The sequence below is a fragment of the Bradyrhizobium sp. 170 genome, from assembly GCF_023101085.1.
GTDB lineage: Bacteria > Pseudomonadota > Alphaproteobacteria > Rhizobiales > Xanthobacteraceae > Bradyrhizobium.
In genome coordinates, this window is record NZ_CP064703.1 from 2083926 (window position 1) to 2099164 (window position 15239).

At 58.6% G+C, this 15239-nt stretch carries 6 protein-coding genes and 3 pseudogenes; 6 read left to right on the forward strand and 3 right to left on the reverse strand.

Translation table 11 applies throughout. From position 1 onward, the window contains the following. Positions 1 to 590: 590 nt before the first annotated feature. The 5 genes and pseudogenes from IVB05_RS09905 to ccrA all read left to right on the forward strand — a co-directional run. Positions 591 to 790: pseudogene (locus tag IVB05_RS09905) on the forward strand (IS21 family transposase); the annotation flags it as partial. Between the two features lie 2 nt (positions 791 to 792). Continuing rightward, complete coding sequence (locus IVB05_RS09910; protein WP_247784007.1) at positions 793 to 1107, forward strand: ATP-binding protein; 315 nt, start codon at positions 793 to 795, stop codon at positions 1105 to 1107. Positions 1108 to 3720: 2613 nt separating this feature from the next. Further along, a complete protein-coding gene (asnB, locus tag IVB05_RS09915; RefSeq protein WP_247784008.1) occupies positions 3721 to 5550 on the forward strand; it encodes an asparagine synthase (glutamine-hydrolyzing) in 1830 nt (609 codons plus the stop codon). A 665-nt stretch (positions 5551 to 6215) separates the two neighbouring features. Beyond that, a pseudogene (locus IVB05_RS09920) lies at positions 6216 to 7214 on the forward strand (IS3 family transposase); the annotation flags it as partial. Positions 7215 to 8675: 1461 nt separating this feature from the next. Further along, on the forward strand, positions 8676 to 9899 hold the full coding sequence (gene ccrA / locus IVB05_RS09925) for a crotonyl-CoA carboxylase/reductase (protein WP_247786641.1): 1224 nt from the start codon (positions 8676 to 8678) through the stop codon (positions 9897 to 9899). Between the two features lie 706 nt (positions 9900 to 10605). Here ccrA and IVB05_RS09930 read toward each other — a convergent pair. The 3 genes and pseudogenes from IVB05_RS09930 to IVB05_RS09940 form a co-directional block, all read right to left on the reverse strand. Further along, positions 10606 to 11833: pseudogene (locus IVB05_RS09930) on the reverse strand (IS256 family transposase). A gap of 285 nt (positions 11834 to 12118) precedes the next feature. Beyond that, the gene (locus IVB05_RS09935; RefSeq protein WP_247784009.1) at positions 12119 to 13366 is read right to left on the reverse strand and encodes a cytochrome P450; all 1248 of its coding nucleotides are present in this window, start codon (positions 13364 to 13366) and stop codon (positions 12119 to 12121) included. A 20-nt stretch (positions 13367 to 13386) separates the two neighbouring features. Then, positions 13387 to 13704, reverse strand: a complete 318-nt coding sequence (locus IVB05_RS09940; RefSeq protein WP_247784010.1) for a 2Fe-2S iron-sulfur cluster-binding protein — start codon at positions 13702 to 13704, stop codon at positions 13387 to 13389. Between the two features lie 665 nt (positions 13705 to 14369). Here IVB05_RS09940 and IVB05_RS09945 point away from each other — a divergent pair. After that, complete coding sequence (locus tag IVB05_RS09945) at positions 14370 to 14720, forward strand: hypothetical protein (RefSeq protein ID WP_247787443.1); 351 nt, start codon at positions 14370 to 14372, stop codon at positions 14718 to 14720. Positions 14721 to 15239 lie beyond the last annotated feature (519 nt).

Genomic DNA, 15239 nt, shown 5'->3' on the forward strand with positions numbered 1-15239 from the left:
CGATTGGGCCGGCCAAGTGTGGCGAGCGGATTTGCTCCAACGAACATGCGGACCCAAGATATTTGTCGATTGGCAAGATGCAGCCGGCCTGCACGTCATGGCGCGCGACCAACGCCGCCCATCGTGAGTGCACCACTTACTCGCCCAGCTAGCCACGTAACCTAAGCTCCATCCGAAGTGCAGCTTCGCTGCCGGCCTCCAGACACGACCAGGGGACCAAAGCCGCTGCTGGGCAAGTGCAGCGTCTATCGCAATGACTTCGATCGTTATAGCAAGCTTCATATGACCCCCTCGGCCGGAGACGGCGAGACCGCTATGGGTCGCAAGACTGTTGGGCCTCCGGCAATTAGCGTGCCAACAGAGGAGGTGCAAGGGAGGCGGGAAAAGGATGCGGTTCGTGCCGCGTCAGCGGAATACCTGCGCCTTAGTAGTCGGATTCCGAACATAAACGTCTTCAACCGGACGGACTCGACACAAAACGTCAAACGAGGTAGGCCGAGTCGGCAAACTCGCACGTCGGCAAAAGCGCAAGTCCCCTCGTAGAACTTCATCACTACGCGTGTGAGATCGCGGGCGGCGCTCGACCACGTGTCGGCATCCTGGGCTTGCCGAGACATCTGGTCGCGAAAAACTCAAAGCCGCGTGCGGCCGCGCGCTCGAGATTGGCGCGCGCTCCTACAGTTCAGTCAGCTCAATCCTCAAGAACATCTCGACGCGAGGCCCCACAGACGGGCCGGCAATAACGCACTACAACATCCATGGCCCTAACCTACTTCCATTGAGGAGATGACGATGATGCTCTCACATCCCGCCCTGGACCAGATCCGAGCGCTCGAGCTCGACGGCATGGCGCAAGCCTTCATCGAGCTTGAGTTTCAAGAGGAGGCCCGCGATCTCGCGCATGCCGAATGGCTGGCTCTGCTGCTCCGCTTCCAAACCCGACTGCGTGCCATACGGCACAGCCAATCCATGATTAAGGACATCTACAATCGCACGCCACGCCGGCTCGACGAGTCGCTGTTCCAGCAATTGGCCACCACCCGCCGGATATCCGAGCCCGCGACCTGCTGGTCAGCGGTCCCTGTGCAACCGGCAAGTGGTGGTTAGCTTGCGCGCTCCCGCAGAAGGTTTGTCGCGACGGCTCACGATCCACTGCGCGCGCGTGCCGCGCTCGTTCGCTGATCTCGATCTCGCTCACGCCGACCGCCGCTTCCCGCGACTGTTCCGGATGGATTCGCTTGTACTGGACGATTTGTGACCGGCCGCCTCTCAGCCAGCCAGCGGCGCTATCTCACGGGGGCCGTCGAGGGCCGCTATGGTGCCAGGGTCGCGGCTCCATCCTGATCTGTCGGCGACACCATCCTAGATCGCATTCTCCACAACGCTTATCGGACAAAGTTCGACGGCCCGTCATACGCAAGCTCGAAGCCGCGAGGAGCAGCTGTCACCGGCCGCGGCCACAACGCAGCCAATCGCCCACGCGTCCAAGGGAGCAAAAGACTGAAGCGCATCGTCAGCCCACGGCCGTCACGTAAGTCAACAGGAGGGACCCGCGCGCTGCTGCCTCGGCCCTGGGGGCACCTCGCAGCGTGCGGGTCCCTCCTGTTAACTACGGGTCGGCCTCCACCGCGCTTGACGTGAGCCAAAGACTGAGACCAGAAAATGCACATGACGGCACCATTACACTGGTCGTCGGAATACGCACGCAACACGATAGCTGCCGGCTGTTGCTCCTCAGTCTTCATCCCTAACCAAACATGAGCCGTTGTGCGGCTTCACCAATCGCTTCCGCATCAGACTTCGTTTCAGACGACTGCTCGCCGACCTATTCGGGCGCGGCTTTGACGAACTCATCGTGCGCTTGCAGCGCTGGTGGCATCCCGCTGACACACGCCGGACTTTGATCCGCATGGGATATCGAGCGAAACGTCTTATCGCAAAAGGTGTCGGCTGGACTCAAGATCAGTGAATGCCGAAGCATCAAATGTACGCAAGCGGCAGAGCGAGAGCCCAACATGCTGCTGATGCGGAGCACTTCCGTCGCGAGTCGACGCGCGTTCCGACTGGGGACAACCGACCCCAAAATGCCGCCTTTGGGCGATATCGAGGATGCGATTAATTCAGCTTGAGAAGCTATATTTGGCGGTCGTGACGGCCTTAACATAAATGCTGCGTAGCCCCGGTCGACTTGGATCTCCAGGATAAATGGCTGCACGGAGTGATGGATCCAGATGTCGACGCGGGCACAGTCGCGACACTGCCAGGCACGGAAGCTCGCGACTGAAATATCACGCAGCAGGGTCGAAAGCTTGCTATTGACTTGCGCCAGCAAATTGCCGCGAGCGCCTTTCCCGCTTTGTCTTCATGAGTGACGAGACGCATTTCGCGGCTGCCGAGGCCCCGCTCCACACGTGGAAGGGTCTCAAGCTCCTCGTTCCCCAGCAAGCCGACGTAGAGGTCTCGTCCCTATACGTATTCTTTCACCAGCATTCTGCGAATACTGCACGGCGATCGCTCCTATCGCTTGCTTCAGCTCGGGGCGCATGCGGTCGCATCACGCGAAATTCTGTGTCGGCAGGCCGCGACCGCGTATCAGCGTCTTGGCGATCGCCTTGTCAAGCGCCAGTGCATTCCCAAGCGGGCTGTATAAGGCACTCCGGCCAACTTAAGCGTGGCCGGAACGTGGGATAAGCGGCACTCGCCCTGAATCCGTTAGCCAAATCGAAGGCGAATCCGGATGGGCGGACGTGTGGATCAGGTGGCATAAATCGCTCACGTGTGGCGAACAGTCCTTTGTCGTCTTCGCAGAGAAGCGTTTCGGGGCCTTTCTCCTGCAGTACGGCCGCTATCCGCGGCACGCATCCCGCCGACCAAGTACTTGTGTACTACAGCGTGTCGGTTTGTGAACAAAGATGTGTCTTGGACCACACAACGCCACAACATAGCCTGATGTAACAAAGGTCACGCTCGAACAATCGACGCGCGATATTTTCATGGCGGCAACGTAGCGTATTTGACCAGGGATGCCAGCGGCTCCTTATGTTCGACGCCTAAGTCGGTGCAGGTCGCCTGACACGCACGTTCAAATCGCCCGGAGATGCGAACTCCGCGATGGGCTCAGAACGTTCACCTGGCGGTGCGGAGATGTAACAGGATGCGTAGATATGGCCGGTCGTGCGCTCTAGTTGTAGAGAGCTTCAAGGGGGGGCCGCTAGACCGAGCCTGCTGATCGGTGGTTTGATCTAGACTGCCATGGGGCGACGCCAATTGTAGCGATGCAGCCAGCCGATCGCAATCTGCTCGATCCTTTATCGGCGCAGATCGCAGGTTCGCGACCGTCGTGAATCCTGTGTGTCAGTAACGGAACACTAGCCCGTAGCTCGCCGTCTAATGCCACGCCCGCGGGGAGCCGCCATGAATGCTGGCTACGGGCTGGTACACCTGTTTTACACAGTTCGAATAGCCGGCCTAAAGTTTGGGCGTCGCGTGCTCCCTCTCTTTGAAGCAAACTTCACACCAATTGACGCGACCACCAGAAGGGGTCGGTGCGCGTTGCATGCTGGTGTGCTAGGCCATTTCGCATGTGGGAATGAACCGTCACGTTTATCGAGTTTACTTGAGTGTTGAGCTGATGAGGCGGCCAGAAGGATGGTGTTTGCGGGTGGCGGTACCGGCGGATCCGAAGTTGCCGACAGGCACCCAAAGGCTAGGAGCCAAAGTATGTGCGGCATCTGTGGATGGATTGACTTTGATCGCGACCTTAGAGTTTCCGACGCGCAATGGGAGCTTGCCGCCATGACGGCCACCATGGCCACCCGCGGTCCGGATGATGAGGGGACTTGGATCGACGGCCCCGTGGCGCTGGGACACCGCCGCCTAGCGATCATCGACGTCCAAGGCGGTCGTCAGCCGATGACGCTCCAGGAGGATGGCCGACCCGCGTTGGTGTTGGTCTACACCGGCGAGACTTACAACTACCGCGACCTGCGTCAACGGCTTCTTGCCATGGGTCATCGGTTCGACACGAGCAGTGATACTGAGGTGGTGCTGCACGCCCACCGCGAGTGGGGCCACCGGGACCCCCGCACCGCCGTGAGCGAGCTCAACGGGATGTTCGCCTACGCACTTTGGGACATCGCCAAACGCGAGCTGCTTCTCATACGCGACCGGCTAGGCATCAAGCCGCTTTATTACTACCCCACCCAGCGCGGAATATTATTCGGCTCCGAGCCGAAGGCGATCCTCGCCCATGGTCTCGCGGAACGGGTCATGGACGCTGAGGGGCTCCGTCACACTCTGTGCTCTGTCGGCAACCCGGACATCACTGCATTCCGCGGCATGCGTGAGGTAAGACCCGGCCACATTGTCCGCGTCACTCGCAACGGCATTCAACAGATGCGCTACTGGCAGCTCACCGACAGCGGGCACACCGACGACGTGCCTACCACGGTTCGGCGGGTCCGCGATCTGCTCGAGGACACGATCCAGCGGCAGCTCATCGCGGACGTACCGCTGTGCACGCTGTTATCGGGCGGGCTCGACTCCTCGGCCTTGACCGCACTGGCCGCGCGCTTCAGCGACGTACGGGTCCGGTCTTTCGCCGTGGATTTCGTCGGCTACAGCGACAACTTTACACCTGGCCCAATGTGCGCCACACCTGACGGTCCGTACGCGCAGGAGGTCGCGAACCTGGCTGATACCGACCACGCGGACATCACGTTGTCCGCGGACGAACTCATGGACTCTAACGTACGGAGCAGTATCCTCCACGCCCACGACCTACCGTTCACGATGGGCGACATCGACAGCTCACTTTATCTGCTGTTTCGAGCCATCCGACAACACTCGACGGTGGTCCTCTCCGGAGAGGCAGCGGACGAGCTTTTTGGCGGTTACTCGTGGTTCCACGATCCAGCGCGCATTCAGGCCGACACGTTTCCCTGGTCCAGCAGCGTCGATATCGCCTGGCAGTCCCTAGACCCCGACCTCGCCCAGAAGCTCGACCTCCCGGGCTACCTCGACGGGCAGTACCGCGGGGCACTTGCTGAAGTACCCGCGCTGACCGGCCCGGCCTCGGCCGATCCACAAGAGCGTCGCATGCGCGAGGTCTGCTATCTCTTCCTCACGCGCTACCTGCCGAGGCTGCTCAACCGCAAGGACCGGCTGAGCATGGCTTTGGGTCTCGAGGTGCGGGTTCCCTACTGCGATCACCGCCTTGTTGAGTACGTATTCGGCAGCCCATGGGCGCATAAGACCTTCGACGGGCGCGAGAAGAGCCTGCTGCGGGCCGCCACCGCGGACCTCCTGCCGACGTCCGTGGTGCAGCGGGTTAAGAGCATGTACCCGTCTATCCAGGATCCGACGTACTACAGAATGCTCCGCACCCGCTTCACCACGCTGCTGAATGATCGCAATGCGTCAGTGGCACCACTGCTGTCCGTCGAAGGCTCTCGCGCCTTGCTCAACACGACCAAGAACGTCACGTGGGTACAGCATATCCTGACCCTGCAAGACTTCCTGAGTGATTACAACGTGAGGCTCACGATCTGAGACAGCGGAATACATAAAGAGTTTCAATGCCGTTGCAAATTTCCCTAGACGTGCCGAAGCGAAGATCCCTCGTGGCGGAGTCTCAGCGATCAGCCGGTTAGGCGATCTTGGTCTTCATTTTTGGTGGGTATCCAACTGCCGGCCGCAGCTCCACGAGCAAGGTCGCGCCGAGGTCGGTCAATACTCGCCGCCGCGTTTCGTACGCCAATTTCATGGTTTGCTCCACAGCGACGCTAAATCGCGGCCTTAGTGGAAAGCGCGAGCCGCAAGTCGCTTTAGCGATCTTGCGCTTCCGGGCCAGGACAGACCGTGCCGTCTCGGGCCTCCGCTTTCGGCTGAAATGGCCTTGAGCTGCCGTCGAAATAGATCAACCGCGAAATGACTGTGGTAGCATTCGATAGCAGCTGACGCTCCTGCATCTCGTACGGCACGCACTGGCGTTCCTGTTGGTCAAAGACAATGCGTCGCGCTGCTTGAGCCCGATCTTATAGTCCGATATCCGAAACATCTCGCTATCACCAGCAAGATCGATACGATCGATCCGAACGTGAGGCGAAGTTTTGCTTGTCCTAACCTGCCACTGCGTGTTTCCTCCAGATGGATTTAGAGTCCGCCCCGAAGAAGGACGGACGGATGAAGAGAGCAAGGGCTTCACGGAAGAGCAGATTATCGCGATATTGAAGGAGCATGAGGCTGGGGCGAAGACGGCTGGGCTGGCTCGCAAGCATGGGATCTCCGAAGCGACGTTCTACAATTGGAAGCCAAATCCGGCGGCATGGACAGCGAAGCGGCTGAGGGCCTTGAAGAGGACAATGCGAAGCTGAAGAAGTTTGGTCGAGCAGATGCTCGATGCGGCCGCCTTCGCGAGCTGCTCTAAGGGAATGGCGGGGCCCGCCGCCAAGCGCGCTGCGGTCTCGCATCTACAGGCCATCATCAGCCTGTCGGAACGGCGGGCCTGCTCGATCGTGGGCACGGATCGGAAGATGATCCCTTATCGCTCCAGCCGCCGTGCGGACGCGGTTCTGCGCGGCCGGTTGCGCGATCTTGCCTCGAGCGGCGGCGTTTCGGCTACCGCCGGCTGTTCGTCTTGCTGCGGCGGGAGGGCGAGCCATAAGGATCAACTGGATCTACCGGCTTTATCTGGAGGAAGGGCTCACGATCCGCAAGCGGCGGCGGGCTTGCCCGAAGGCGGTGGGGACCGCGCCTCGATCTTCGTCGAGACGAGGCCCAAGGCGCGCTAGTCGCTGGAGTTTGTGCACGACCAGTTCGCCAACGGCTGGCGCTTACGCATCCTAGACATCGTCGACGAATGCCTGGGCGCCATTCCGGAGCTGTCGATCTCGGGACGGCGCGTGGTCCGCGAACTCACGGCAATCGTCAAGCGACGTGGCAAGCCAGGAATGATCGTGTCCGACCATGGCACCGAGTTCACTTGCAACACCATGCTCGCTGGAGCAAGGAGATAGTCATCGATTGACACTTTATCGCGCCGGAAAGCCAATGCAGAATGGCTTCATCGAGAGTTTCACGGCCCGACGCGCGATGAACGGCTCAACGAGACCCTGTTCTTCGATCTGGATGATGCGTGCGCCAAGATCGCGGCTTGGGTCGCCGACTACAATGTCTGGCGACCTCGCTCGTCGTTGAAATACCTGACCCCCGCCCGGCCTATGCCGGCCCACCTCACCCCAACGGACGATCGGCTGCTTTTCCACATGGCAGGAGTGAGCGAACTAGAGGTTATGGACGGACATTTCCAATCGGCACCTATCGTGCCAGCTCGCTGAAGGCCTCGTCTCTTGCGCTACACGCGACAACAGCATTTAGCTAATAACGCGAGAAGCAGAACTATCCCGCGGTGATGCATGCAACACAGTGCGATCTCGAAAAGGAAGAAAGACACTTTGGAAGCTCATCACCGGTCTGCTTGTTGGTTTCCGCGCCGCTCACCAAGGAGAACTGGCCGCCAACACTGCCTACGTAGGGCTGCAGCGGTCACTTCATAGAAGATTTCGCGCGCACTTGGCAGCTGTTGACCATCACCCGCTCGACCTCGCGCCCGCGGCTTCCGGCAGCATGCGTGACTGGCAGGCTTTTGGCCAGTTGCTTCCTGCGGCAATGGTCGGAGCGCTCCTATGGAGATCCGGCAAAGCTTCTCCACTAGTAAATTGCTGAGAAATGCGGTGGTCAGACCCAGCACTTGCACGCGCCCTCGTCGGACAGGCGGTAGATGTGCTTGAGCAGTAACCGGCCGATCACGACGGCCAGCGCAGTTGCCTGACGCAGGGCAGGTCGTAGCGTAGCCTCAATGTGATCACGGGAAGGGCCGACGGAGACACTTTTGTTCGATGCGCGACGTGTCGGCGCAAGAGATTCTCAATGCTTGCAATACGGCCAGCTGAATGCTCGTCGACAGGCGCAAGCGGGCAGGGCATTTGCCGCGATTACCACCCGGGGCATTGACATCGCTTTCTGCGCCCACCTGCGGAAAATGGCGGCGGTGCTTCTCGATGGCTATACGAGCGGCAATCAATTGTCGCAGCGCGCAATGGTCTGCGCTCCTATTGGCGGTACACTTCGACACATCAGTTCGTCACACTAGCCGAAACGACGAAAGCAATTTTTCTCGGGAGGAGCCGTTTACCCAGTTTTCAAATCTAATGACTCGTGAGCTGCCAGAGGAATATAGGACGCGAGAGCAATTTACGCGTTCTACCAGAAATGGGAGGACAGCTCCGTTCAATCTTGCTCTATTCTTCTCCGGTGGGAGGGCATTTCAATGCTCATTAAAGATGCGATTCGATGGTAACTCAGAGGATGGATGTTCAGGATGGAGATATCCGAAGGAGTGGTCACGTTCGAGTCGTTAAGCGCAATCACAGATCGTCTTAAAACCGAGCATGCGGAGCTTAGGAAATGATCTCGACATCGAGCTGCCGCTAGTCATATGCAACAATTCAAGAAATCATGTAACCCGGAGGCGGTCGCATGGCTTAGGGGCGACGAATCGGGCCTGACTGGCTGGACTCGTCCGTACTCTTGTTCACTTTTGTTGGATTGAAGAACACATGAGCGAAATCAATCAACAAAGCGGTTCCAATCGCGTCGTGGCGGAGTGCGTCGGGATGGCCCCAAAGGATCTTTACGAGATTGGCGAAATTCCGCCAATGGGTCATGTACCGAAGCACATGTATGCCTGGGTGATACGGCGGGAGCGCCATGGCGACCCGGAGTCTGCGATGCGCATGGAGGTAGTTGATACGCCCACGATAGGGCCCGATGACGCCTTGGTCATGGTGATGGCTGCTGGCGTAAATTATAATGGTGTTTGGGCAGCTCTCGGGCAGCCGGTCTCGCCGTTCGACATCCATGGGAAATCTCATCACATCGCCGGTTCAGATGCTGCCGGACTGGTGTGGGCGGTTGGAGATCGCGTTAAGAAATGGAAAGTTGGTGACCAGGTAGTCCTCCATTGCCATCAGGACGATGGCGACGATGTCGAGTGCAATGGCGGCGACCCCATGTTCTCGCCTTCTCAGCGGATTTGGGGATATGAAACTCCGGATGGCTCCTTTGCGCAATTCGCACGCGTTCAATCGCGTCAACTACTACCTCGGCCAATGCACCTCACCTGGGAGAAGAGCGCCTGCTATATGGGCACGCTGGCCACTGCATACAGGATGTTGTTTGGTTATCGCCCACATGCCCTCCGACCAGGTCAAAACGTATTAGTGTGGGGTGCGGCTGGTGGGCTTGGCTCGATGGCAGTTCAACTTGTCACCTTGACGGGGGCTAACGCGATTGGTGTCGTTTCGGACGTGTCGAAGCGTGATTATGTGAACTCATTGGGAGCCAAAGGCGTGATAAACCGGAATGAGTTCGAGTGTTGGGGGCGGCTTCCTGACATCGAAAACACTGCTATTTATGGCGACTACATAAAGGAAGCGCGCCGGTTTGGCAGAGCCATTTGGGAGATAACAGGAAAGGGCAATGACGTCGACATTGTCGTCGAGCACCCGGGAGAAGCGACATTTCCAGTCAGCTGCTTAGTCGTGAAGCGAGGTGGAATGGTTGTGTTCTGTGGTGGGACCTCAGGCTACAACTTGACGATGGATGCGCGTTTTATTTGGATGCGGCAGAAGAGAGTCCAGGGCAGCCACTTCGCGAATCCTTATCAAGCGTGGGAGGCGAATCGGCTTGTTGTTGAACGGCGCATAGATCCCTGCCTGTCCGAAGTCTTCGCTTGGGCTGAAATTCCCCGTGCACACTGCAAAATGTGGAGGAACCAGCACCAGCCTGGAAACATGGCGGTTCTTGTCCAAGCAAGTGCGGAGCAGGCTAGTAAATGATGTAGCCTGGCACTGCCCAGGGATGATGTGACGTGAACGAACTCCGGTTCGGGCAGCTGCTTGCGAATCCATAACGGCTGCGATGCCCGCGGCCGCCTCCGCTCGGCACTCATGCGGGCGAGGAACTTTGGCTTGAGCGCGCCCGCTTGGTGGGTGACGGAGGTGGCTCCGTGCGTTTGCCGCTCAGTCAGAATGTACCCGTTGATCCGCTGCCCGGCCGCGCGTGCGTAGATCGGCGGGCGCACGGTAGCGGGTGTCCGCTGAGTGTTTTTCCGGATTGCTTTTGAGTTGGCCTTAGGGATCGATCAAGGCGCAAACTGCCTGATCGCTGCCCTTGTCGTTGAGAGTGTGCGCGAATAGATCTGAGCTGTCGCATCAATCTCGGTTTGCGTTGTAGGTTGGATATAGCCGACCTGGTGTTTTAGGACGAGGCTGCCCGGTTCGTTGAGTTTCATTGAGCCTCGTTGTCGGACTCGCTCTTGGGAATGTCAGATATTTTGTGTAAGAGGCTTCTGTGAAGGTTGAATTGCAGTTTTTCTTGCATCAGCCGGACATTGTCATCGATCCCATGGTGGCTAACAGAGGCCGGGCAGCAAGCTCTGTCAAGGCCGCAGCCGCCGCAGGCGGGGCCGCAGGCCCGCCTTTACAGAGCTTGCTGATCGGCCAAACTTGGGCCGCCGGATAAGGGGGCTGATCGACACTTCGGTCATCGCGCTGATCCCGGAAAACGCGAGCCGAACTGAATGGCGAACTGGCCCATGGCGGCAGTCCACTCGACGCCTCGCCGCCACCTCAATCCGGCGTTCTTGATGGCGAGATAAAGCAGCTTCAACGCCGCGTCGTCGTTTGGAAAGCTGCCGCGGGTCTTGATGATCTTGCGCAAGCTACGGTGCAGCGCCTCGACCGCGTTGGTGGTGTAGATCATCTTGCGGACGCCAGGAGCGAAGGCGAAGAACGGCACGACCTGTTCCCAGGCGCGGCGCCAGGCCTGGCCGATCGCCGGATAGCGCGTGCCCCATTCGTCCTCGAACTCCTCGAGCCGGACCAGCGCCATGTCGGCATTCTCGGCCCGGTAGATTGCGTTGATGGCAGGCAGGATCGCCTTGCGATCCTTCCAGGCGACAAACGCCAGGCTGTTGCGGATCAGGTGCACGATGCAGGTCTGCACCACGGTCTGCGGATAGACCGAGGCGATCGCCTCGGGAAAGCCCTTGAGCCCGTCGACCACCGCGATCAGGGATATCGTTGACGCCGCGCGTCTTTAGGTCGTTGATGACCTTGAGCCAGAATTTGGCGCCTTCGGTTTGCTCAATGCACAGGCCCAGAACCTCCTTCTCGCCGTCCGGATTGAGCGCCAGCGCGACATAGACGGCCTTGTTTTGACCATGCCTTCATCGCGAATCTTGACCCGCAGCGCGTCGAAAAACACCACCGGATAGACCGGCTCGAGCGGACGGCTTTGCCATTCCCGGACTTCGTCGAGAACCGCGTCGGTCACCCGGCTGATCAAATCCGGCGAGACCTCGGCCCCATAAAGTTCAGATAAATGCCCTTGGATCTCGCGCACCGTCATGCCGCGCGCGTAGAGGCTCAGGATTTTGTCGTCGAAGCCCTCGAACCGGGTCTGGCCCTTGGCGATCAATAGCGGCGCGAAGCTGCCGGCCCGGTCGCGTGGCACAGCTGTCGATCTCGCCGTCCTCGGTCAGGATCGTCTTCGCGCTGGTCCCGTTGCGGCTACTGCCGCTGCCGCGGCCGGCCGGGTCCCCCTTCTCGTAGCCAAGATGATCGCTCAGCTCCGCACCAAGCGCCCGCTCAATCAGCGCCTTCTTCAGCTGCTTGAAAAGCCCGTCCGCTCCTGTCAGGTCTTCAGGCTTCTCATAGTTAGCAAGCAGTTGATCCAGTAGTTCAGGTGTAATCGTCGTGTCGGTCGTCATGTGAGTCTCCTCGGTAAGGTAAACTCACAGAAACCTGCTTACACATTCTTTCTGACACCCTCTCGCTCTTCGGTGGCGCTGGCGTCCTCCCGCTCTTCGTCGCCTTCGAGTCGATGCGCTTCGGTTTGGGTTCGTGAAGGCGGCGCCTCCTCCGCGGCTCTGGCCTCAGCCGGCTTACTCTCCGGGAGTTGGACTATGTGCTCGCAACGGCTTGACTGTTACTAGCTATTGGCTGAGGTCAGTTTTTCAAGCGTTGTCCTCGATTTGGCTGTGCACCTCCACGCTCTAGGCGACGATCCGCACTGGCAGGACGGAGTAACCGTGCACGAAGTTCGACGCGACTCGCTCCGGCTCCCCGACGACCTTTACGTCCAGACCGCTGGTCAGTATCTCTTCCCACAAGATCTTCAGCTGCAACTCAGCAAGACGATTCCCAAGGCAGCGATGGATTCCGAATCCGAACGAGAGATGTTGCCGTACATTTTTGCGATCGATGATGAAGCTCTTTGCGTTCTCGATGACCTCGTCGTCTCGGTTACCGGAGATATACCACATGATGACCTTGTCGCCTTTCCTAATTGTTTTGGTGCCTATCGTGATATCGGCCAGGGCGTTGCGGCGTATGTGCGCGATGGGCGTCTGGTAGCGGATAATCTCGCACACCGCGCTCGACACCAAGGCGGGATTACCGCGCAGCTTTCGCAACTCGCTCGGGTTCTGGTTCATGAACCAGATGCCACCGCTGATTGAATTACGCGTGGTGTCGTTCCCGCCCACGATCAGGAGAATGAGAGTCCCGAGTAACTCGCTCGAATCCATATTCCGAGTCGCCGGCGAATGCGCCATAAACGAAATCAGATCGTCCCGCGGTTCCCCATCTAACCGATCGTTCCAAAGCCGTTTGAAATAGGCCAAGCACTCGGACAGAATTGATCTTCGCTTGTCCCAGCTGTCGATCTCGTGGCCAATTTGCGGAACGGTGGTGGCCACGTCCGACCAATAGGTCAGCAGTCGCCGATCCTCAAACGGAAAATCAAGCAGCGTGGCCAGCATCTGTGTCGTCAACTCGATCGAAACTTTATCGACCCAGTTGAAGGATTCATTGCGCGGCAAGCCGTCGAGAATCGTTTTGACGCGGCTGCGAATTAAACCTTCAAGCTTGGCGAGATTTGCCGGTGCCACTATCGGACTGACAGCTTTCCGCCGCTCGCCGTGTTTGGGAGGATCCATCTGAATAAAACTCGGGAGTCGACACTCCTCGGGCATATCGACTATGCTGACAGCTGCAGCTGATTCCGACGAGAACATTTTATGGTTCGTGTCGACGGCCATAATGTCGCGATATTTCGTTACTGACCAGTATGGGCCGTATAGGCTGTCCTTACAGTAGTGAACGGGATCTTCCCTTCGCAACCGCTCGAAGTACGGCCAAATGGTATCATCCCGGAAACGCCCGGCCTCGCTCACATCTAGACGGTCCAGCGGGATATCGTAAGCGTCGTTGCGTAGTCGCTCTGCCAATAAGGTATTCATAGTCGTCTCCGCTTGCTATCTCAGTGCTGGCTGTCCGGTATCCGCACCCGGAGGCCGTCCAGCGCGTGGGTTATCTGGATTTGGCAGGCAAGCCTCGAATTTGGTTCTGCCGCCGACGCGAAGTTCAAAAGTTCCTCTTCGGTCGACGGCCGCTCGCCGGTCTTCGACAGCCAAGCAGGGTCAACGTAAATGTGGCAGGTCGCGCATGCACACTCCCCGTTGCAGTCGCCATCGATCCCGGGCACGCCATTGTCGACGGCCGCCCGCATTACAGTGGTACCGGAGGGAACCTCTATCTCATATTCACATTCACCAGAGTAGAAACGAACGGTCGGCATGTTGCCCAGTCTCTTCTATCTAATCGCGTTTTCAGCCTCGAAACGAACTGGCTATGGTCAGATGTTTGTGTCACGCCTTCTGAGCCTCGCTTCCGATGTTCTTTCTTTGCAATCTCGGTGCCAGTACCGTATCAGCTAGCAAAATACCGGGAAATTTGAGAGCCCTTGCGCGGGTGCTCGTCGCCTAAGCGAACTGGCGACCGACTCTGGCCAAAACTCAAAAATAAGCAACGAACCCTATGTCTGGGTCGCGGGCTGCTTCAAGCAATGATCCTGGATCAGTCGCCGAGTGCCTGCGTTACTTGCGCCTTTTTATGCCGTCGTAGTGAGTGCGAATGCGCGTCATGAAACAGCAAGCGGTAACATTTCCTCGGGATTGATCCACGAGATAGTGCGTCGGTTCTCAGACTGTCGACTATTGACCAGACATGTCGGACATCGAACAAACGTGTCGTTGAACAGGCGAGCTAAATCTGCCGATTTATAACCTCTCGGCATTTCGTTTAACTCGGTGCTTTAGCTGCCATGCATTCGCGTATTCGCAATTGCCGATAGCTATATTGTGGCGTCGCTTTCCGAAGGAGGTCCGCGCTGTTCCGGTGTTCGGCTTGCGAGAGCTCGCATATAGCTCCCCCATACCCGTCTCACAGATCGATCGGTGCGGCTTGCCATCGGCCGAAAAGCTGATCGTCTTCGCCGGCGCTCTCCGGCACCTCACGATGACGACAGGAATGACCTTCTGCCTGGCAGAGAGCATGGCTCTGCCATCCCTCCATGCCGGGCACACCTCAATCATCGTGCCGTCGACCGAGAAGCGAGAGCAGGCTTTGACCGGGGGCGGATTCTGCACGTCGCAAAGAACTTGTCCGCAATATCGGCTTGAGCAGCCGATCCCGGTTCTTGCGGTCCATCGCCGGGTGGATCCGCCGCTGCCCGACAAACCAACGGAACAGAAGATTGTAGTTGAGGTGTTCCATCGACTGCTGCCCGAGCGCACCGAACGCTTGCTGCCATAATCGCTCCGGCCGACTCTTGGCCGGAATCGGGCGCGCCTTGAAATTCCTCGACAGCCCTGCGAGTGCACCTCGCCGAGTTTCGTACCGATCCCTGATTTCGGAAGCTGGATTTGCGCCGCCTTGTGCTGCCGGGTCGCCGGAGCCGCCCCTTGAGCTTGAAGCTGTTCGTCGAGCCCGTTGATCAGTGTGCCATGGACCGAGAAGCAATCGCTCGACAGAAACTTGTTCACTCGGGCTGGGCAGCATCAACACCAGAACTCGGCCGCCACGTCGCCTTCGGCCGGTTGTAGTTCGAAAACACGGAACGGTCGCAGCTTTAGTCCTTAACGGGTGCTCCGATAGACCAGCGGAATAGCAGATCGTATTTCAGCCGCTCTATCAGTGTGCCGCCGCTCCGAGCGGATCGCGGTCGATGTCATGATGTCATGTTGGCTGCTATCAACAGGCGCTTGTCCTGTGCGATTTTCATTGACAGGCACGAAATGAGCAACCGTGACTGGCTGCACCCTGCCGCCATGC

What these genes read in the sequence shown, in the direction of transcription:
- IVB05_RS09910 (WP_247784007.1), top strand. Translation starts at nt 793, where the DNA reads ATGATGCTCTCACATCCCGCCCTGGACCAGATCCGAGCGCTCGAGCTC.
- asnB (WP_247784008.1), top strand. Translation starts at nt 3,721, where the DNA reads ATGTGCGGCATCTGTGGATGGATTGACTTTGATCGCGACCTTAGAGTT.
- ccrA (WP_247786641.1), top strand. Translation starts at nt 8,676, where the DNA reads ATGGCCCCAAAGGATCTTTACGAGATTGGCGAAATTCCGCCAATGGGT.
- IVB05_RS09935 (WP_247784009.1), bottom strand. Translation starts at nt 13,366, where the DNA reads ATGAATACCTTATTGGCAGAGCGACTACGCAACGACGCTTACGATATC.
- IVB05_RS09940 (WP_247784010.1), bottom strand. Translation starts at nt 13,704, where the DNA reads ATGCCGACCGTTCGTTTCTACTCTGGTGAATGTGAATATGAGATAGAG.